This window comes from Pseudomonas putida (genome assembly GCF_025905425.1).
Classification (GTDB): Bacteria; Pseudomonadota; Gammaproteobacteria; order Pseudomonadales; family Pseudomonadaceae; genus Aquipseudomonas; species Aquipseudomonas putida_AF.
In genome coordinates, this window is the sequence record NZ_CP109603.1 from 939,846 (window position 1) to 961,164 (window position 21,319).

Sequence of the window (21,319 nt, forward strand, 5' to 3'; positions counted from 1 at the left end):
TTGTAATGTGTACCATTTTTCATATTTTTCTGATCGATCGGTCAGGCTTTTTTTGTCGGACGGCGCCAGGCTATGCGCCGCGTCTGCTTCGCTGAATTGGCAGCGAAGCCCACTGAGGCAACAAGCTTAGTTCGGTTAGGGGGGGGTGCAAGGGGAGGGGTATGGCGGGGGAGGGCGCGGGGGCTGCTTTGCAGCCCTTTCGCGGGCAAGCCCGCTCCCACAGGGCAGCGCCGAATTCAAAGGCAGCGCAGAGCCTGTGGGAGCGGGCTTGCCCGCGAATGGGCCGCAAAGCGGCCCCGGGGGTATTACTTGGCAGTCACTGCGTCAGAGGCCTCACTGTGCGACAGGCTATACACATAAGCCGCCAGCAGGTGCACCTTGTCATTGCCCTGGATCTCGGCCTGCGCCGGCATCTGGCCCTGGCGACCATAACGAATGGTCTGCTGCAGCTGGGCAAAGCTCGAACCGTAGATGAACGCCTGCGGGTGGGTCAGGTCAGGCGCGCCCATGGCCGGGGTGCCCTTGGCTTCAGGCCCGTGGCAGGCCACGCAGTTGCCGGCGAAGATTTCCTTGCCCTTGGCAGCGTCCGCCTTGACCCCTTCCGGCAGGCTGCGGCCATCCAGGTTGGTCAGCACGAACGCCGCCACATCGGCCACGCCTTGCTCACCGATCACCTCGGCCCAGGCCGGCATCACGCCGTGACGACCGTTCATGATCGAGGCCTTGATGGTCTCCGGCTCGCCACCCCAACGCCAGTCCTTGTCGGTCAGGTTGGGGAAGCCATAGGCGCCTTTGGCGTCCGAGCCGTGGCACACCGAGCAGTTGGAGGCGAACAGGCGGCTGCCCATCTTCAGTGCTTGCGGGTCCTTGGCCACTTCTTCTACAGGCATGGCCGCGTACTTGGCGAAGATCGGGCCGAACTTGGCGTCGGCCTTGTCCATTTCCTTCTGCCATTCGTTGACCCCGGTCCAGCCGTTGTCGTAGCCCGGCAGGATGCCTTTCCAGTTGCCCAGGCCCGGATACAGGATCAAGTAGCCCACCGAGAACACCAAGGTGCCGACGAACAACCAGAACCACCACTTGGGCAGTGGGTTGTCGTATTCCTCGATGCCATCGAAGCTGTGGCCCATGGTCTGGTCGGTGGTGTCGGTACTCTGGCCCTTGCGGGTCGACAGCAGCAGCCAGGTAAGGCCGATCAAACTGCCGATGGTCAGTACGCTGATGTACGTACTCCAGAAGGTGGTCATTGCCCGGAACTCCTCTTGGCAGCAGGTTCCTGCCCGGCAGCGGGCAGGCGGTCGTCGACGAAGGGCAGCAGGCGCGCTTCGGCGAAATCACGGTCGCGGCGGCGGTTGAATACCCAGAGCGAGAGGCCGATGAAGGCGATCATCACCACCAGGGTGCCCAGGCCGCGGATCATGCCGATGTCTATTTCCATCGCACTCACCTCTTGTTTTTGATCGCGGTGCCGAGCACCTGCAGGTAGGCGACCAGCGCGTCCATCTCGGTCTTGCCCTTGACGGCGTCGCGGGCACCGGCAATGTCCTCGTCGGTGTACGGCACGCCGAGGGTACGCAGGGTGCGCATCTTGGTTTCGGTGTGGCTGTTGTCGACCTGTTCGGCGACCAGCCACGGGTAGGACGGCATCTTCGACTCGGGCACCACGTTGCGCGGGTTGTACAGGTGCGCGCGGTGCCAGTCGTCGGAGTAGCGGCCACCGACACGGGCCAGGTCCGGGCCGGTGCGTTTGGAGCCCCACAGGAACGGGTGGTCCCACACGCTCTCGCCGGCCACCGAGTAGTGGCCGTAGCGTTCGGTCTCGGCACGGAACGGGCGGATCATCTGCGAGTGGCAGCCTACGCAGCCTTCGCGGATGTAGATATCACGGCCTTCCAGTTGCAGCGCGGTGTAGGGCTTCATGCCTTCGACCGGCTTGTTGGTGACGTCCTGGAAGAACAGCGGGACGATCTGGGTCAGGCCGCCGATGCTCACGGCAAACACCATCAGCAGGGCCATCAGGCCGATGTTTTTCTCGATGACTTCATGTTTCATCAGGCAGGTCTCCTCACGCCAGCTGGGCGTTCACAGGGGCGGCATCAAGGGCTGGCGAGCGCACGGTCCGCCAGGTGTTCCAGGCCATCAGGAACATGCCGCTGAGGAAGATCGCACCACCGACGAAGCGCACGACGAAGCCAGGGTGGCTGGCCACCAGGGTTTCGACGAACGAGTAGGTGAGCGTGCCGTCGCTGTTGATCGCGCGCCACATCAGGCCCTGGGCGATGCCGTTGACCCACATCGAGGCGATGTACAGCACGGTGCCGATGGTCGCCAGCCAGAAGTGCGCGTTGATCAGGCCGATGCTGTACATGCGCGCTTTGCCGAACACTTGCGGGATGGTGTGGTACAGCGCGCCGATCGAGATCATCGCCACCCAGCCAAGGGCGCCGGCGTGGACGTGGCCGATGGTCCAGTCGGTGTAGTGCGACAGGGCGTTGACCGTCTTGATGGCCATCATCGGGCCTTCGAAGGTGGACATGCCGTAGAACGCCAGCGACACCACGAGGAAGCGCAGGATCGGGTCGCTGCGCAACTTATGCCAGGCGCCGGAGAGGGTCATCATGCCGTTGATCATGCCGCCCCAGCTCGGTGCCAGCAGGATCAGCGACATCACCATGCCCAGCGACTGCGCCCAGTCAGGCAGCGCGGTGTAGTGCAGGTGGTGCGGGCCGGCCCAGATGTACAGGGTGATCAGCGCCCAGAAGTGAACGATCGACAGGCGATAGGAATACACCGGCCGCTCGGCCTGCTTGGGCACGTAGTAGTACATCATCCCCAGGAAGCCTGCGGTCAGGAAGAAGCCCACCGCGTTGTGGCCATACCACCACTGGACCATGGCATCGGTGGCGCCCGCATAGACCGAGTACGACTTGGTCAGGCTGACCGGCAGCTCCAGGTTGTTGATGATGTGCAGCATGGCCACGGTCAGGATGAAGGCCCCGAAGAACCAGTTACCCACGTAGATATGCTTGGTGTTGCGCTTCATCAGTGTGCCGAAGAACACGATGGCGTAGCAGACCCAGACAATGGTGATCAGGATGTCGATCGGCCATTCCAGCTCGGCGTATTCCTTGGAGCTGGTGTAGCCCAGCGGCAGGCTGATGGCCGCGAGCAGAATCACCAGTTGCCAGCCCCAGAAGGTGAACGCGGCCAGTTTGGGTGAGAACAGGGTGGTCTGGCAGGTACGTTGCACCGAATAATACGAGGTGGCGAACAGCGCACAGCCGCCGAACGCGAAGATCACCGCATTGGTATGCAGGGGGCGCAGGCGGCCGAAGCTGGTCCAGGGGAGGTCGAAGTTGAGGGACGGCCAGGCGAGCTGGGCGGCGATGAAGACGCCGAGCCCCATCCCGACGATTCCCCACACCACCGTCATGATGGCGAATTGGCGGACCACCTTGTAGTTGTAGGCGGTACTGCTGGTTGTGTTCATGTATGGGTTCCCATCCACGGTTATTGGCAGGCTATATAGCGAGGCAAGCATGATTAATGGGCAAAGTGCCGGTATTGACGGGGATCAATGGGCGAAGGTCGGAAATGTCCCAGGCTTGCGCTGCGATCTTGCGCAAATTCAAGGCGATGGCGGCGCCAACGGCTGCTTGATCCTGGCCCATGGCGCCGGTGCGCCGATGGACAGCGAGTTCATGAACGAGATGGCGCAAAGGCTTGCGGCGCTTGGGGTAGGGGTGATTCGCTTCGAGTTCCCGTACATGGCCGAGCGCAGGGTAAACGGCGGCAAGCGGCCGCCCAATCCGCAGAAGGTGCTACTGGATTGCTGGCGCGAGGTGTACCGGCAGGTGCGACCATTGGTCACGGGGACGTTGGCCATTGGCGGCAAGTCCATGGGCGGGCGCATGGCCAGCCTGGTGGCGGACGAGCTGGGCGCTGATGCACTGGTGTGCCTGGGGTATCCGTTCTATGCGGTGGGCAAGCCGGAAAAGCCCAGGGTCGAGCACCTGGCGGGGCTCAAGACGCCGACGCTGATTGTGCAAGGCGAGCGTGATGCGCTGGGTAATCGTGAGGCCGTGGCGGGGTATGCGCTGTCACCGGCGATCGAGGTGAGCTGGCTAGTGACGGGGGATCATGACTTGAAGCCGTTGAAGGCTTCGGGGTTCAGCCATGCGCAGCATTTGCAGGCGGCGGCTGAGAAAGTGGCGGGGTTCTTGTCGAAATAGTGCTGGCCTCTTCGCGGGGCAAGCCCGCGAAGAGGCCGGTGCAGCCCAGCGCTTAGTCGCGGTACTCGCACAGATAAGCAGTGTCCACCGCTACCTTCAGCTGGAACTTGCTGTCAGCGGCCACATTGAACTTGTCGCCGGCCTTGAAGGTTTCCCAGTTGTCGCTACCTGGCAGCTTGACGGTCAGGGCACCGGAAACCACATGCATGATTTCGCGCTTGGCCGTGCCGAACTCGTATTCGCCCGGTGCCATCACACCCACGGTGGCCGGACCTTCTTCGCCCGCGAAAGCGATCGACTTGACGGTGCCGTTGAAGTACTCGTTGACCTGGAACATGGGCGACTCCTGAAAAGAGGGGGATGAAAAAGGGCTGGCCAGTATGCCCAAGGCCATCCCCGTCGTCATCTGCTTTCAGGTGCCGTTGGCTGGCAGGCTCAAGGGCAACAACCGGGCCGTGTTGCGCGCATCTTCCAGGGCCCTGTGCTGCTGCCCGCAAAAGTGCATGCCGGCCAGCTGCAAGGCGCCATTGAGGCCGGTCGGCCGCTGCAGGTGGCGGGCTTTGGCGAAGCGCTGCTTGAGGTTGATGTGCGGCACGTTGCGCAGCAGGCTGTCGAGCCCGTGCTGCTGCCATTCCTGCACCAGTTGCTGACGGTCGTAGTCCCCCCAGCTGACCCACGCCTGCAACTGCCCGCGGTGGTGCCCCAGCCAGCGTTCGAACCGTGCCCACACCTCAGGGAAGGCGGCGGCGCTGTCAACGCTGGCCTGGCTGATGTGCGTCAGTTCACGGCAGAACGGCGTCAGCTGTGGCCGCCGCCGGGGCCGTACGAAGCGCTGGAAGTGGTCGACTTCGCGGCCTTCGCGGGTCACCAGGCTTGCGCCGATTTCAATGATTTCCATCTCTGTGACCGGCCATCCACCATCGTCGGTGGTGGCTTCCAGGTCGATCACCAACCAATGGCCCATACCAGGCTCCCTTGCAGATCCTGCTAGAGCGTAGCCAAAGTCTGGCCTTACGGCACCCCCTGGCATTTTGCCGCCTGCTTTGGCGTAAAGACCAGCGACCAGCAGTTGTGCCCTGCCAGGAAAACGCCTAGCTTAGGCGCAACCAGGTACGAACCGTGATGAGTGTCTGTCTTGACTCCAGCGCCCGGCTTAAAGGCCTTGCCCACTTTGCTGATGCTGGCCGCGCTGTGGCTGGCGATACCGGGCTGGGCTGCCGACGCGATCGAAGTGAAGATCGGTGCCGCGCATTTCCCACCCTACACCGTGCGCCCTGAACAGGGGGCCGACACCGGCCTGTTGCCGCAACTGGTCCAAGCCCTGAACCGCTTCCAGCAGGGCTACCACTTTGTCCTGGTACCCACGTCGATTCAGCGGCGCTTTGGTGATTTTCAGCAGGGTCGCACCGACATGGCGATCTTCGAGAACCCGCAGTGGGGCTGGCAGCAGATTGCCCATCAGACGGTGGACATGGGCCTGGAAGACGCCGAGGTGTTCGTTGCCAGCAAGGCCAATGGCCGTGACCCGCACTACTTCGATGACCTGCGCGGCAAGCGACTGGCGCTGTTCAACGGCTACCACTACGCCTTCGCCCGTTTCAACTCCGACCCGGACTACCTGCGCAAGGCCTTCAATGCGACGCTGACCTACTCCCACGACAGCAACCTGCTGATGGTGCAGGCAGACCGCGCCGACATCGCCCTGGTCACGCGCTCCTACCTGAGCGACTTTCTGGACCGCAACCCGGACAGCCAGGCGCAGTTGGTCGCCTCGCAGCGAATCGACCAGGTCTATCACCACTACGCCTTGCTGCGCCCCGGTGCGCCCATTGGCGAGCAATCGTTCGCGGCCCTGTTGCGTGCCCTGCGCGAGAACGGCGAGCTGACGCGTATCTTCCAGCCTTACCGGATCACGGTGCAGGTGCCGCGCGACTAAATTCCGGGGTCGCGGCAACGTTTCAGGGGTGAGCCTTCTCTTCATTTTCGTGAGCCAAGACCATGCCGTTCGATGCCGCTTCGCAGCCACTGTCACCGCCACGCTGGCGCAACCTCAGCGCCGATGAGGGCGACAGCTGGCTGAGCCTGACCCTTGAAGGGCGCCCACTGATCCAGCTGCGCCTGGCCCAGGGCGCGACCCTGGAGGTGCAGGTGCAAAGCCTTTGCCCAGAGCGCCCTTACCTGGCGTTGTGGGCCGCCTGTTACTGGCTGCTTTCGCGTGATGTCGCCTGCCAGCGCCTGGCCTGGCACCTGCCCGAGGTGCCGGCGCAAGCCCTGGTCAGTGGCCTGTTGCTGCAAGGCGAGCAGCCTGGCGTGTACCTGTGCGAACGTGCGCTGTTCTGGCAGTTGCCCCAGCCTTGGCTCGGCGAGTCGGTCACCGGGGTGTACCCGCAACAGATGCAGATCAGCAACGGCAAGCGCCACCCGCGCCGGGCGCCCAAGCCCCGTGGCGAAGTGTATCGGCGCTTCGATGCGCGCCTGGGTAGCTGGGTTTCGCTGCGCACTCTGGAGATTGACCAGGACCTGGAACGTTTCAACCGCTGGCAGAACAACCCGCGAGTCGATGCGTTCTGGCAGGAGAGCGGCGCGTTGCAGCAGCACCGCGAATACCTGGCAAAGCTCGAAGCCGACCCGCATACCCTCACGCTGATTGGCTGTTTCGACGACGAGCCGTTTGCCTACTTCGAGGCGTACTGGGCGAAAGAGGACCGTATTGCGCCGTTTTATGCGGCCGATGATTACGACCGGGGCATTCACATGCTGGTGGGGGAGGAGGCGCACCGTGGGCCGCACAAGGTGGCCAGCTGGCTATCGGCGCTGGTGCACTACCTGTTCCTCGATGACCCGCGCACCCAGCGGGTGGTGGCCGAGCCGCGTGCGGACAACGGCAAGATGATCGGCTACATGCACGACCAGTGCTTCCATTGCGAAAAAGAGTTCGATTTCCCGCACAAGCGCGCGGCGCTGATGATTCTGGGGCGGGAGCGGTTTTTCGATCGGTGCACGTTGGCCTGAGGGTGTTGGGGGCGCATCGCGCCCCCAGCTAATTCAAACATTCAAGCCTGGCGATTGGCCGTCTTGCGGCAGTGCACCAGGGCATCGCGGATCATGAAGTTGACCAAGGTCGGCGATACGCCCAGTTCTTTGGCGATGTCCTTTTGCGGCACGCCATGCAAACGGTACATCTCGAACGCATAACGGGTGCGCTGTGGCAGCTCGTTCAATGCTTCGGCGATGTCATCGAGGGCGGCCAGGTTGATGTGCGTGGCTTCGGGCGAGGCGTTCTGGATGACCACATTCAGGCCTTCCTCCTCGCTGCCGGAGTACTTCAGCTCCATCGCCTGCTTGCGGTAGTGGTCGATGGCCAGGTTGCGCACGATCTGGAACAGGTAGCTCAGCTGCGCCTTGAATGACGAGGTGATCTGCGGGGCGGCACTGAGCCGGAAGAATGCATCCTGCACCACGTCTTCCGCGCGTGAGCGGCAACCGGTGATGCGCGCAGCAATCTTGACCAGAATGCTGCGATTGTCGACGAAGGCCTGGAGTAATGGTGAATCGCACTTACTTGTGGATAGTTGTTCCGCCATGGAAATCACCTTGTCACAGAGAGGAAGGGAGGCACCCAAGGTTGGGAAGCTTCCTGAGACGTGCGACAAGCTATTCAGAATGATAATGATTGTCAAATACGAAACGTAATTAGTATCTGTAAGTTTCGGTTCTAAGCAGCTCGCGTGAAACAGTTCACCTTTTGCCCTGCCTGCTACCGCGTTATCCGTTTAATTTCTTGCCCCGCCCATCCGTTCCCCTGTGTACATCCGGCCGCCGAGTGCTGCCCGCCGACGTGCGCGGCGCAGCCGGCCCGACTTCACCAGACACTGGCAGGAACACCCCATGACGGACGCCTTCGAACTCCCGCTCTCGCTGGTCCAGGCCCTGGCGCAACGCGCCGCGCAGACCCCGGACAAGATAGCCCTGCGCTTTCTGGCCGACGCTCCCGGTGAGCAGGCCGTGCTCAGCTATCGGGACCTGGACAGGCGCGCGCGCACCATCGCCGCCGCCTTGCAGGCCCGCGCCGAGTTCGGCGACCGTGCGGTGCTGCTGTTCCCCAGCGGGCCGGACTATGTCGCGGCGTTCTTTGGTTGCCTCTACGCCGGCGTTATCGCCGTGCCGGCGTACCCACCGGAATCCACCCGTCACCATCACCAGGAGCGCCTGCTGTCGATCATCGACGACGCCGAACCGCGCCTGCTGCTGACGGTAGCGGCGCTGCACGACAGCCTGCAGGGCCTGGACGCGCTGACGGCAGCTAACGCCCCCGAGCTGCTGGCCGTGGATGGCCTTGAGTCGGCCCTGGCCGATGCCTGGCGCGAACCTACCCTGGCCGGCGACGACATTGCCTTCCTCCAGTACACCTCTGGCTCCACCGCATTGCCCAAGGGCGTGCAGGTCAGCCACGGCAACCTGGTGGCCAACGAGCAGTTGATCCGTCACGGCTTCGGCATTGCTGTGAACCCCGACGATGTCATCGTCAGCTGGCTGCCGCTGTACCACGACATGGGCCTGATCGGCGGCTTGCTGCAGCCGATCTTCAGCGGCGTGCCGTGCGTGCTGATGTCGCCAGGTTACTTCCTCGCCCGGCCCCTGCGCTGGTTGCAGGCCATCAGCGAGTACGGCGGCACCATCAGCGGTGGCCCCGACTTCGCCTACCGTCTGTGCAGCGAGCGGGTCAGCGAGGCGTCCCTCGCCGGGCTCGACCTGAGCCGCTGGCGCGTGGCCTATTCCGGCTCCGAACCGATCCGCCAGGACAGCCTGGCAACCTTCGCCGACAAGTTCCAGGCCTGTGGCTTCGACCCGCAGAGCTTCTTCGCCAGCTATGGCCTGGCCGAGGCGACCCTGTTCGTCAGCGGCAGCCGCCGTGGCCAGGGCATCGGCGCCCTGTCGCTGGACGCCGAAGCCTTCGCTGCCAACCGCGCCGAAAACGGCAGCGGCAGCGTGCTGATGAGCTGTGGCTACCCGCAGCCAGGGCATGCGGTTCGCATTGTCGAGCCCCAGCGCCTTGAACAACTGGGCGACAACCAGGTCGGTGAGATTTGGGCGGGTGGCCCGAGCATCGCCCTGGGCTACTGGCGCAACCCCGAGGCCAGCGCCCGCACCTTCGTCGAGCGGGATGGCCAGACCTGGTTGCGTACCGGCGACCTGGGTTTCATGCGCGAGGGTGAAGTGTTCGTCACTGGGCGTTTGAAAGACATGCTCATCGTCCGTGGCCAGAACCTCTACCCGCAAGACCTTGAGAAGACCCTGGAGCGTGAAGTCGATGTGCTGCGCAAAGGCCGCGTGGCGGTATTTGCCGTGGACCACCAGGGCGAGGAGGGCATCGGCGTGGCGGTGGAGATCAGCCGCAACGTGCAAAAAGCTGTCGACCCTCAGGCACTGATCAAGACCCTGCGTCAGGTCATTGCCGATGCCTGCCGCCAGGCGCCGGCCGTGGTCCTGCTGCTTAACCCGGGCGCACTGCCCAAGACCTCCAGCGGCAAGCTGCAACGCTCGGCCTGCCGCCAGCGCATGGACGATGGCAGCCTCGACTGTTACGCGCGCTTCCCCGAGGCCCGCGAGCAACACGCAGGCGGCGCTGTGGTCGATGATCTGCAGGCCCGTATCGCTGCGGTGTGGCGGGACGTGCTCAAGGTTGAAGCCGTGGCGGCGGACGACCACTTCCTGCTACTGGGCGGCAACTCCATCGCAGCCACCCAGGCCACGGCGCGCCTGGCGGATGAGCTGGGTATCAACCTGAGCCTGCGTAGCTTGTTCGAAGCCCCGCTGCTGGGCGAGTACAGCGCTGCGGTCGCTGCGATCCTCGCTGAAGGCGGGGCCCAAGCCCATGCCATCGCCACCCTGGGCCGCGATCAATCGGTGCCGCAATCGCTGGCACAGAACCGCCTGTGGCTGCTCTGGCAACTGGAACCGCAATCGGCGGCCTACAACATTCCGGCCGGCCTGCACCTGCGCGGTGAACTGGACGTTGCCGCGCTGGAGGCTGCCTTCCAGGCCCTGGTGGCACGCCATGAATCGCTGCGCACGGTGTTCAGCGAAACGGATGGCCAAGCCCTGCAGCGGATTCACCCGCAACAGCCGTTCAGCCTGCGTCGCCTGGACCTCGACGGCCAGCCCGCCGAACGGATTGCAGCGTGCCGCGAGGAAGAGGCCCAGCAGCCGTTCGACCTCAGCCAAGGCCCACTGCTGCGCGTGACCCTGGCGCGCCTGGACGATGAAGACCACCAACTGTGGGTGACGCTGCACCACATCGTCGCCGATGGCTGGTCGCTGAACATCTTGCTCGACGAGTTCGCCAAACTGTACGCCGCGCACTGCCAGGGCCAAACGGCCAACCTGGCGCCGCTGCCACTGGGTTATGCCGACTACGGCACCTGGCAACGGCAATGGCTGGCCGACGGCGAGGCCGAGCGCCAGTTGCACTACTGGAAAGCCAAGCTGGGTGATGAACTGCCAGTGCTTGACCTGTGCACCGACCAGCCCCGCGCCAGCCAGCGTGACAAACGCGCGGCGCGCTACCACCTGAAGGTGCCGGCCAAACTGACCGAAGCGCTCAAGGGCCTTGCCCGCGAGCAGCAGGCGAGCCTGTTCATGGTGCTGTTGGCTGGCTGGCAAAGCGTGCTGCACCGCTACACTGGCCAGGCAGACATCCGCGTCGGCGTGCCCAATGCCAACCGCCCGCGCCTCGAAACCCAAGGCCTGGTCGGTTTCTTCATCAACAGCCAGGTGCTGCGTGCGCAATTGCATGGCCGCTTGCCCTTCGAGCAACTGCTGGCCCAGGCCCGTCAGGCCACCCTGGAGGCCCAGGCCAATCAGGACCTGCCGTTCGAACAACTGCTCGAAGCCTTGCCCGAAGCCCGCGAGCAGGGCCTGTTCCAGGTCATGTTCAACCACCAGCAGCGCGACCTTTCGGCGCTGCGGCGCTTGCCTGGCCTGCTTGCCGAAGAATTGCCCTGGCACAGCCGCGAAGCCAAGTTCGACCTGCAACTGCACAGCGAAGAGGACCATCAAGGCCGCCTGACTTTGGCCTTCGACTATGCCGCCGAACTGTTCGAGGCCAGCACCGTAAAACGCCTCGCCGCCCACCTGTTGGCGTTGCTGGAGCAGGTGTGCGCCCAGCCGCAGCTAGCGCTGGGCGAGGTGCAGTTGCTCGATGAACACCACCGCGCACAGCTGCTCGGCTGGGGCCAGGCAGCGGCTGCGGCGCCTCAGCGTCTGTTGGTCGAGCAGCTCAACGAACAGGCCCGGCTGACCCCGCAGCGCACGGCGCTGGCCTGGCAGGGCGGCAGCCTCGACTATGCCGAGTTGCACCAGCAGGCCAACCGCCTGGCCCATTACCTGCGTGACAAAGGCGTCGGCCCCGACACCTGCGTGGCCATCGCCGTCGAGCGTTCGCCGCAGCTGCTGGTCGGCCTGCTGGCCATCCTCAAGGCCGGCGGCGCTTACGTGCCGCTGGACGTGGACTACCCGGCCGAGCGCCTGGCCTACATGCTCGGCGACTGTAACGCCAGCCTGCTGTTGAGCCACAGCGGCCTGCTGGGCAAGCTACCGCAGGTCGAAGGCGTCAGCGCCATCGCCCTGGACCAGTTGCACCTGGACAGCTGGCCCAGCCATGCCCCCGGCCTGCACCTGCACGGCGACAACGTGGCCTACGTGATCTACACCTCGGGCTCCACCGGCCAGCCCAAGGGCGTGGGCAATACCCATGCGGCCCTGGCCGAACGCCTGCAATGGATGCAGGCCACCTACGCGCTGAACGACAGCGACGTGCTGATGCAAAAAGCGCCGATCAGCTTCGACGTCTCGGTGTGGGAATGCTTCTGGCCACTGATCACCGGCTGCAAACTGGTGCTGGCAGGCCCTGGCGAACACCGCGACCCACAGCGCATAGCTGCACTGGTGCAGCAGCATGGCGTGACCACGTTGCACTTCGTGCCGCCGCTGTTGCAGGTGTTCGTGCAGGAGCCGCAGGCAGCGGCATGCACCAGCCTGCGTTGGCTGTTCTCCGGGGGCGAGGCGTTGTCGGCCAGCCTGCGAGACCGGGTGCTGCAATTGCTGCCGCAGGTGCAACTGCATAACCGTTATGGCCCGACCGAAACCGCGATCAACGTCACCCACTGGCACTGCCAGGCCGAGGACGGCGAGCGTTCGCCTATCGGCCGCCCATTGGGCAACGTGCTGTGCCGTGTGCTGGACGCTGAACTGGAACTGACCGCCCCCGGCGTGCCGGGTGAGCTGTACCTGGGCGGCGCAGGCCTGGCCCGCGGTTACCTGGGCCGCCCCGGCCTGACCGCCGAGCGCTTCGTGCCCCAGGCCGATGGCGACGGCCAGCGTCTGTACCGCAGTGGTGACCGGGCCCGCTGGCAAGTCCAACTGCAGGCATTGGAATACCTTGGGCGTCTCGATCAGCAAGTGAAGGTGCGCGGTTTCCGCGTCGAGCCCGAGGAAGTCCAGGCCTGCCTGTTGGCGCTGCCAGGTGTCGAGCAGGCACTGGTGCTGATCCATAAGGACGCCGTGGGTGCGCAACTGGTCGGCTACTACAGCGGTGCGGCTGAACCGGCTGTACTGCTGGCCGCCTTGGCCGAGCAACTGCCGGCGTACATGGTGCCGGCGCAACTGATCCCGCTGGCACACTTGCCATTGGGCCCAAGCGGCAAGGTCGATCGCAAGGCGCTGCCCGCCCCGGTGTGGCAACAGCGCGAGCATGTCGAGCCGCAAAGTGCGTTGCAGCAACAGGTCGCCGCTATCTGGCGCGAAGTGCTGAACCTGCCGCGTGTAGGCCTGCAGGACGACTTCTTCGCCCTGGGCGGCCACTCGCTGCTCGCCACCCAGATCGTCTCGCGAACCCGTCAGGCGTGCGATGTCGAGCTGCCGCTCAAAGTGCTGTTCGAGGCCAGTGAGCTGGGTGCTTTCTGCATCGAGATCGCGCGCATCCGGGCTGCCGGCGAGCATAACCTGCAAGGCGAGATCGCCCGCGTCGACCGCCGCCAGGCGGTGCCGTTGTCGTACTCGCAACAGCGCATGTGGTTCCTTTGGCAGATGGAGCCAGACAGCCCCGCCTACAACGTCGGCGGCATGGCCCGCCTGCGTGGCGCGCTGCACGTGGACGCGTTCGAACGCGCGTTGCAGGCACTGATCGTGCGTCACGAAACCCTGCGCACCACCTTCCCCAGCATCGACGGCGTGGCGTACCAGTGCGTGGCCGAAGACAGTGGCCTGCAGCTCGACTGGCAGGACTTCAGCGCCTTGCCCGCCGAGGCCCGCCAGCAACGCCTGCAACAGCTGGCCGACGACCAGGCACACCAGCCGTTCGACCTGGAGCGCGGCCCGCTGCTGCGCGCCTGCCTGGTCAAGGCCGAGGAGCGTGAGCATTACTTCGTCCTGACCTTGCATCACATCGTCACCGAAGGCTGGGCCATGGACATCTTCGCCCGCGAGCTGGGCGAGCTGTACGAAGCCTTTGTCGATGATCGCGAGTCGCCACTGACGCCGCTGCCGGTGCAATACCTGGACTACAGCGTGTGGCAGCGGCAATGGCTGGAAAGCGGCGAAGGCGCTCGGCAGTTGGCCTACTGGAAAGCCCGCTTGGGCGATGAGCACCCGGTATTGGCATTGCCGTCCGATCGCCCGCGCCCAGCGGTGCAGAGCCATTGTGGCGAGTTGTACCGCTTCGAGCTCGACCCAGCGCTGGTGGCCCGCGTGCACGCCTTCAACAGCCAGCGCGGGCTGACCCTGTTCATGACCATGACGGCCACCCTGGCGGCTTTGTTGCACCGCTACAGCGGCCAGCGTGATCTGCGCATCGGCGCGCCGGTGGCCAACCGTATCCGCCCGGAGAGCGAGGGGCTGATCGGCGCCTTCCTCAACACCCAGGTGCTGCGTTGCGAACTGGATGGCCAGATGACCGCCGCCACGCTGCTGGAGCAGATGCGCCAGGCCGCCATCGAAGGCCAGTCGCACCAGGACCTGCCTTTCGACCAGTTGGTCGAAGCCCTGCAACCACCGCGCAGCAGTGCCTACAACCCGTTGTTCCAGGTGATGTGCAACGTGCAGCGCTGGGCGTTCCAGCAAAGCCGCGAGCTGGCCGGTATGCAGGTCGATTACCTGGTCAACGACGCCAGTGCCACCAAGTTCGACCTGTACCTTGAAGTCACCGACCTTGATGGCCGCCTGGGCTGCTGCCTGACCTACAGCCTCGACCTGTTCGACGCGCCGCGCATTGCGCGCATGGCCGAACACTGGCAACAGTTGCTGGTCGGCCTGTTGGACGACCCGCAACAGCGCCTGTGCGAGCTGCCGATGCTGAGCGCGGGCGAGCAGCAGGTGCTGGTGGGCCAGTTGCAGGGCGAGCAGGGTTTCGCCCTCGACCAGACCTTGCACGGCCTGTTCGCCGCCCAGGCTGCGCGCACACCGCACGCCCCTGCGCTGACCTTCGCTGGCCAGCACCTGAGCTACGCCGAGCTGGACCTGCGGGCCAACCGCCTGGCCCGCGCCCTGCGCGAGCGCGGGGTCGGCCCGCAGGTGCGCGTCGGCCTGGCCCTGGAGCGCTCGCTGGAAATGGTCATCGGCCTGCTGGCCATCCTCAAGGCGGGCGGTGCCTATGTGCCGCTCGACCCCGAGTACCCCCTCGACCGTTTGCGCTACATGATCGAAGACAGCCGTATCGGCCTGCTGCTCAGCCAACGCGCACTGCTCGAAAGCCTGGGCGAGCTGCCCGACGGGGTGGCGTGCTGGAGCCTGGAAGACGATGCTGCAAGCTTGTCGGCCTTCAGCGATGCCGCGCTGGACAACCTCAACCTGCCGCAGCATCAGGCCTACCTGATCTACACCTCAGGCTCTACCGGCAAGCCCAAGGGCGTGGTGGTCAGCCACGGTGAAATCGCCATGCACTGCCAGGCCGTGATCGAGGCCTTCGGCATGCGCAGCGATGACTGCGAACTGCACTTCTACTCGATCAACTTCGACGCTGCCAGCGAACGCCTGCTGACCCCACTGCTGTGTGGTGCCCGTGTGGTGATACGGGCTCAGGGCCAGTGGGGCGCTGAAGAGATTTGCCAGCTGGTGCGTGAGCAGCAGGTGAGCATCCTTGGCTTTACCCCAAGCTACGGCAGCCAGTTGGCCCAGTACCTGGCCGGGCAGGGCGAGCAGTTGCCGGTGCGCCTGGTGATCACCGGCGGCGAGGCGCTGACCGGCGAGCACCTGCAGCGCATTCGCCAGGCGTTCGCGCCGCAGCAGTTCTTCAACGCCTACGGCCCGACCGAAACCGTGGTCATGCCGCTGGCTTGCCTGGCCCCACAAACGCTGTCGGCTGACATGGGCAGCGTGCCGATTGGCCGTGTGATCGGCACGCGCAGTGCCTACATCCTCGATGAGGACCTGGCCTTGCTGCCACAAGGTGGTATCGGCGAGCTGTACATCGGTGGTGCCGGCCTGGCCCAGGGTTATCACGACCGCCCGGGGCTGAGCGCCGAGCGCTTCGTGGCCGACCCGTTCAGCACCGAGGGTGGGCGCCTGTACCGCACCGGCGATCTGGTGCGTCTGGGCGTCGATGGGTTGGTGGAGTATGTCGGCCGTGCCGACCAGCAGGTGAAAATTCGCGGTTTCCGCATCGAGTTGGGCGAAATTGAAAGCCGCCTGCAGGCGCATGCCGATGTCGATGAGGCGGTGGTCCTGGCCCTCGACTTGCCGGGCGGCAAGCAACTGGTGGGTTACCTGGTGTGCAAGCAGGCCGGCGCTGGCAGCGAGGCCCAGGCCGCGCTGCGCGAAGCGGTCAAGGCCGATGCCCGTCAGCAGTTGCCGGACTACATGGTGCCTGCGCACCTGGTGTTGCTCGACAGCCTGCCGCTGATGGGTAACGGCAAGCTCGACCGCAAGGCGCTGCCGCTGCCGGACCTGGAACAGGCGCAGCAGCGTTACCAGGCCCCAGGCAGCGAAGTGGAGGCGCAGCTGGCGAACATCTGGCGCGATGTGCTCAACGTTGCCCGTGTCGGCGTGCAGGACAACTTCTTCGAGCTGGGTGGCGACTCGATTCTGTCGATCCAGGTGGTCAGCCGTGCCCGTCAGCTGGGCCTGCAGTTCACCCCGCGTGACCTGTTCCAGCACCAGACCATCCAGACCCTGGCCAGCGTGGTCAGCCTGAGCGCCGCGCCAAGCAGCATCGAGCAGGGCCTGCGCCAGGGGCAAACCGGGCTGACGCCGATCCAGCACTGGTTCTTCGACAGCGAAGTGGCCCAGCCCCAGCACTGGAACCAGGCGGTGTTGCTGGAGGCGCGTCAGCCTCTGGATGGCGCCGCCCTGGAGCAGGCCCTGGCCGCGCTGGTGCAGCATCACGACACCCTGCGCCTGCGCTTCAGCCAGGCCAATGGCCGCTGGCAGGCCGAGTACGCCCAGCCTGTCGCTCCGTCGTTGCTGTGGGCGGCCACGGTCGCCGATTTCGGCGAGTGCCAGGCGTTGTACACCGACTTGCAGCGCAGCCTCGACCTGGCACAAGGCCCACTGTTGCGCGCCTTGCTGGTGACGGACGGGCAGGGCCGCCAACGCTTGCTGCTGGCGATCCATCACCTGGTGGTCGATGGTGTGTCCTGGCGCGTGCTGCTTGAAGACTTGCAGGCGCTGTACCGTGGCCAGTCGCTGGCGGCCAAGACCCACACCTTGGGCGATTGGGCCGCACGCCTGGCCAGCTATGCTGGTAGCGATTCGCTGCGCGATGAGCTGGACTGGTGGCACGGCCAGCTCGGCACGGTGCGCCACGAACTGCCGTGTGATCACCCGCAGGGCGGCAACCTGCACCGCCACGCCCGTACCCTGGCCATCGGCCTGGATGCCGAGCAGACCCGACAGTTGCTGCAACAGGCGCCGGCGGCCTACCACACTCAGGTCAACGACCTGCTGTTGACGGCCCTGGCCCGAACCTTGTGCCGGTGGAGTGGTGACGGCGAGGTGCTGGTACAGCTCGAAGGCCATGGCCGCGACGGGCTGTTCGAGGACATGGACCTGACCCGCAGCGTCGGCTGGTTCACCAACGCCTACCCGCTGAGCCTTTGCCCGGTGCTGGGTGATGACGATGCCGCTCGCGCCAGCTCGATCAAACGGGTCAAGGAGCAACTGCGCCAAGTGCCGCACAAAGGCCAGGGCTATGGCGTGCTGCGCTACCTGGCCGACGAGGCCGGGCGTGAGCGCATGGCCGCACTGCCGCAGGCACGGATCACCTTCAACTACCTGGGGCAGTTCGACCAGCAGTTTGACGCCGATGCGCTGTTCCAGCCGCTGGACGCACCGGTGGGCCTGGCCCATGACCTGGAGGCGCCGCTGCCCAACTGGTTGAGTGTCGATGGCCAGGTCTATGCCGGCGCCCTGCAGTTGCGCTGGACCTACAGCGCCGAACGCTACGACGAGCAGACCATCGCCACCCTGGCCGAAGGCTACCGCCAGGAGCTGTTGGCACTGGTCGGCCATTGCCTGGCCGACGGCAACGGCAGCTTCACGCCATCGGACTTCCCGTTGGCGCACCTGACCCAGGAGCAGATCGACAGCTTGCCGGTCGCCGCCGCCGAGATCGACGATGTCTACCCGCTGACACCGATGCAGGAAGGCATGCTGCTGCACACCCTGCTGGAGCCCGGCACCGGCATCTACTACATGCAGGACCGCTACCGCATCAACAGCGCGCTCGACCCCGAACGCTTCGCCCAGGCCTGGCAGGCGGTGGTGGCGCGTCATGAGGCACTGCGGGCGTCGTTCAGCTGGAACGCCGGCGAGGCGATGCTGCAGATTATCCACAAGCCGGGCAAGACGGCAGTGGATTACCAAGACTGGCGCGGCCTCGACGACAGCGCCCAGGAAGCGCGCCTGCAAGCCTTGCACAAGCAAGAGCGTGAGGCCGGTTTCGAACTGCTGCGAGAAGCGCCGTTCCACCTGCGCCTGGTGCGGGTCGCCGATGAGCGCTACTGGTTCATGATGAGCAACCACCACATCCTCATCGATGCCTGGTGCCGCTCGTTGCTGATGAACGACTTCTTCGAGGTCTACCAGGCCCTGGGTGAAGGCCGCCCGACCCAGTTACCGGTACCGCCGCGCTACCGTGACTACATCGGCTGGCTGCAACGCCAGGACCTGAACGAAGCGCGCCAGTGGTGGCAGGCCAACCTGGCCGGCTTCGAACGGGCCACGGCGGTCCCCAGTGACCGCCCGTTGCGCCACGACCACGCCGGTGACGGCATGATCGTCGGCGACTGCTATACCCGCCTGGACATCAGTGACGGTGTGCGTTTGCGTGAACTGGCCCAGGCCCATCAGCTGACCATCAACACCTTCGCCCAGGCGGCCTGGGCCCTGGTGCTGGCGCGCTACAGCGGCGAGCGCGACGTGGCCTTCGGCGTCACCGTGGCCGGGCGCCCGGTGAGCATGCCGCAGATGCAGCGCACCGTCGGCCTGTTCATCAACAGCATCGCCTTGCGTGTGCAGTTGCCAACGGCAGGCGAGCGCTGCAGCGTGCGCCAGTGGCTGCAAGGCCTGCTTGAGCACAACATGGAAGTGCGCGAGTACGAGTACCTGCCGCTGGTGGCGATTCAGGAATGCAGCGAACTGCCCAAGGGCCAGCCGCTGTTCAACAGCCTGTTCGTGTTCGAGAACGCGCCGGTGGAAACTGCGGTGCTCGACCATGCGCAGCACCTCAACGCCAGCTCCGACTCGGGCCGTACCCACACCAACTTCCCGTTGACGGCGGTGTGCTACCCCGGTGATGACCTGGGCCTGCACCTGTCGTTCGACCAGCGCTACTTCGACTTTTCGACCGTCGAACGTCTGCTGGCCGAGTTCAAGCGCCTGCTGTTGGCGTTGGTGCAGGGCTTCGAAGGGGAGGTGAGCAACCTGCCGCTGCTGGGTGCCGAAGAACAACGCTTCCTGCTTGAAGACTGCAACCGCACCGAGCACGCCTACGCGCTGGAGCAGAGCTATGTCGAGCAGTTCGAGGCGCAGGTCACTGCGCACCCGCAGCGCACCGTGGCACGTTGCCTTGAGGCGTCTTTTGACTACGCGGGCCTGAACCTTGCGGCCAACCGCCTGGGCCATGCCTTGATCGGCGCTGGCGTGACAGTCGATCAGCCGGTTGCGCTGTTGGCCGAACGCGGCTTGCCGCTGCTGGGCATGATCGTCGGCAGCTTCAAGGCAGGTGCCGGTTACCTGCCGCTGGACCCTGGCCTGCCGACCGCGCGCCTGCAGCGCATCGTCGCGCTCAGCCGCACACCGGTGCTGGTGTGCAGCGCGGCCTGTGCCGAGCAGGGCCGGCAGTTGTTCGACGAACTGGGTGGTGTGGCGCGGCCAAAGTTGCTGGTGTGGGAAGACATCCAGGCAAGCAACGTCGCCAGCCACAACCCCGGTATCCACAGCGGGCCGGATAACCTCGCCTACGTCATCTACACCTCAGGCTCCACCGGGTTGCCCAAAGGGGTGATGGTCGAGCAGCGCGGCATGCTCAACAACCAGCTCAGCAAGGTGCCTTACCTGGCCCTGAGCGAACAGGACGTGATCGCCCAGACCGCTTCGCAGAGCTTTGACATTTCGGTCTGGCAGTTCCTGGCCGCACCGTTGTTCGGCGCCAGGCTGGAGATCGTGCCCAATGCCATCGCCCATGATCCGCAGGGCCTGCTGGCACATGTCCAGGCCACCGGCATCACCGTGCTGGAAAGCGTACCGTCGCTGATCCAGGGCATGCTGGCCAACGATCACCAGGCCCTCGACGGCCTGCGCTGGATGCTGCCGACCGGTGAGGCCATGCCACCGGAGCTGGCCTCGCAATGGCTGCAGCGTTACCCCGATATCGGCCTGGTCAATGCCTACGGCCCGGCGGAGTGCTCGGACGACGTGGCGTTCTTCCGTGTCGATGTCGAGTCCACTCGCGGCAGTTACCTGCCGATTGGTACCCCGACCGACAACAACCGCCTGTATCTGTTCGGCGAGGACCAGGCGTTGGTGCCCTTGGGCGCGGTTGGCGAGCTGTGTGTTGCCGGTACCGGCGTGGGCCGTGGCTATGTCGGCGACCCGGTGCGTACCGCCATGGCCTTCATCCCGCATCCCCATGGCGCGCCGGGCGAGCGCCTGTACCGCACCGGCGACCTGGCGCGCCAGCGTCCGGACGGTGTGTTGGAGTATGTGGGCCGGATCGATCACCAGGTGAAGATCCGCGGTTATCGCATCGAATTGGGCGAGATCGAAGCGCGTCTGCACGAACAAGCCGAGATCCGTGATGCTGCAGTTGGCGTGCAGGAAGGCGTCAACGGCAAACATCTGGTCGGCTACCTGGTGGCCCACCAGGGCGTCACCCCTGATGCGGCGTTGCTAGAACAGATCAAGCAGCGTCTGCGCGCGGCATTGCCCGAGTACATGGTGCCCCTGCGCTGGGGCTGGTTCGACAGTCTGCCGCACAACGCCAACGGCAAGCTCGACCGCAAGGCACTGCCGGCCATCGATATCGGCGGGCAGCACAGCCAAGCCTACCAGGCGCCGCGCAACGAGCTGGAAACGGTGTTGGCCGGTATCTGGGCCGATGTGCTCAAGGCCGAACGGGTAGGGGTACACGACAACTTCTTCGAGCTGGGCGGGCATTCGCTGCTGGCCACGCAGATCGCTTCGCGGGTGCAGAAGCAGTTGCAGTTGAATGTACCGCTGCGGGCGATGTTCGAGTGCAGCACGGTGGAGGAGCTGGCGGTGTATGTGGAGGGGTTGCAGGGGAGTGTGCTGGATGACGACAAGGTCGACCGGCTTAGTGACCTGATGGCGGAGCTCGAGGGGCTGTAGGGTTAGGGTTTCGCCTTGAGTTTTGCAGGGCGGCGGAAATCGAGCGCCGCCCACGCGGCGCTTCGCGGGGCAAGCCCGCTCCCACATTTGTTTCGGGCCAATCACTCCTGAGTCATTGGCGCGCGCCCCCTGTTTGTCCCATTGGATATCGAAGGGTAAGCATTTGCTCTTCTTCTATTTCCAGCCATGCGCCAAGGGTGCGCGCGCGGAAGGCACAGGCGAAACTGGCCCGAAACAAATGTGGG

At 65.0% G+C, this 21,319-nt stretch carries 11 protein-coding genes; 4 read left to right on the forward strand and 7 right to left on the reverse strand.

Going from position 1 to position 21,319, the window contains the following annotated elements; all coding sequences use genetic code 11:
- Window positions 1–305 precede the first annotated feature (305 nt).
- Genes ccoP through ccoN form a run of 4 tightly spaced genes read right to left on the reverse strand, consistent with a single transcriptional unit; the run spans window position 306 to window position 3,490 of the window.
- A complete protein-coding gene (gene ccoP, locus OGV19_RS04315) occupies window positions 306–1,247 on the reverse strand; it encodes a cytochrome-c oxidase, cbb3-type subunit III (RefSeq protein ID WP_264312284.1) in 942 nt (313 codons plus the stop codon).
- Entirely contained in the window at window positions 1,244–1,438 is a 195-nt protein-coding gene (locus OGV19_RS04320) for a cbb3-type cytochrome oxidase subunit 3 (RefSeq protein WP_264312285.1), read from the reverse strand. The genes ccoP and OGV19_RS04320 overlap by 4 nt, the downstream gene beginning before the upstream one ends.
- 5 nt (window positions 1,439–1,443) lie before the next feature.
- Window positions 1,444–2,052, reverse strand: a complete 609-nt coding sequence (gene ccoO, locus OGV19_RS04325) for a cytochrome-c oxidase, cbb3-type subunit II (protein WP_033699340.1) — start codon at window positions 2,050–2,052, stop codon at window positions 1,444–1,446.
- Between the two features lie 13 nt (window positions 2,053–2,065).
- Window positions 2,066–3,490, reverse strand: coding sequence for a cytochrome-c oxidase, cbb3-type subunit I (ccoN, locus tag OGV19_RS04330; protein WP_264312286.1), 1,425 nt, complete (start codon window positions 3,488–3,490; stop codon window positions 2,066–2,068).
- A gap of 49 nt (window positions 3,491–3,539) precedes the next feature.
- On the opposite strand from ccoN, the gene OGV19_RS04335 reads away from it, so the two are divergent.
- Window positions 3,540–4,232 (forward strand): alpha/beta family hydrolase, encoded by a 693-nt coding sequence (locus OGV19_RS04335; protein ID WP_264312287.1) that lies wholly within the window; start codon window positions 3,540–3,542, stop codon window positions 4,230–4,232.
- A gap of 52 nt (window positions 4,233–4,284) precedes the next feature.
- Here OGV19_RS04335 and OGV19_RS04340 read toward each other — a convergent pair whose 3' ends face one another.
- Together OGV19_RS04340 and OGV19_RS04345 are read right to left on the reverse strand one after the other, a co-directional pair.
- Complete coding sequence (locus OGV19_RS04340; RefSeq protein ID WP_043203870.1) at window positions 4,285–4,569, reverse strand: pyrimidine/purine nucleoside phosphorylase; 285 nt, start codon at window positions 4,567–4,569, stop codon at window positions 4,285–4,287.
- A gap of 75 nt (window positions 4,570–4,644) precedes the next feature.
- Window positions 4,645–5,196 carry a 3'-5' exonuclease gene (locus OGV19_RS04345; RefSeq protein WP_264312288.1) on the reverse strand — a complete coding sequence of 184 codons (552 nt, stop codon included), beginning with the start codon at window positions 5,194–5,196 and terminating at the stop codon, window positions 4,645–4,647.
- Window positions 5,197–5,367: 171 nt separating this feature from the next.
- On the opposite strand from OGV19_RS04345, the gene OGV19_RS04350 reads away from it, so the two are divergent.
- Together OGV19_RS04350 and OGV19_RS04355 are read left to right on the forward strand one after the other, a co-directional pair.
- On the forward strand, window positions 5,368–6,168 hold the full coding sequence (locus tag OGV19_RS04350) for a substrate-binding periplasmic protein (RefSeq protein ID WP_264312289.1): 801 nt from the start codon (window positions 5,368–5,370) through the stop codon (window positions 6,166–6,168).
- A gap of 62 nt (window positions 6,169–6,230) precedes the next feature.
- Entirely contained in the window at window positions 6,231–7,244 is a 1,014-nt protein-coding gene (locus tag OGV19_RS04355) for a GNAT family N-acetyltransferase (RefSeq protein WP_264312290.1), read from the forward strand.
- Between the two features lie 41 nt (window positions 7,245–7,285).
- On the opposite strand, the gene OGV19_RS04360 is transcribed toward OGV19_RS04355, so the two are convergent.
- Window positions 7,286–7,816, reverse strand: coding sequence for an RNA polymerase factor sigma-70 (locus OGV19_RS04360; protein WP_201207791.1), 531 nt, complete (start codon window positions 7,814–7,816; stop codon window positions 7,286–7,288).
- A 304-nt stretch (window positions 7,817–8,120) separates the two neighbouring features.
- On the opposite strand from OGV19_RS04360, the gene OGV19_RS04365 reads away from it, so the two are divergent.
- Window positions 8,121–21,074: a non-ribosomal peptide synthetase gene (locus OGV19_RS04365; protein WP_264312291.1), complete on the forward strand. Its 12,954-nt coding sequence runs from the start codon at window positions 8,121–8,123 to the stop codon at window positions 21,072–21,074.
- The last annotated feature ends 245 nt before the right edge of the window (window positions 21,075–21,319 follow it).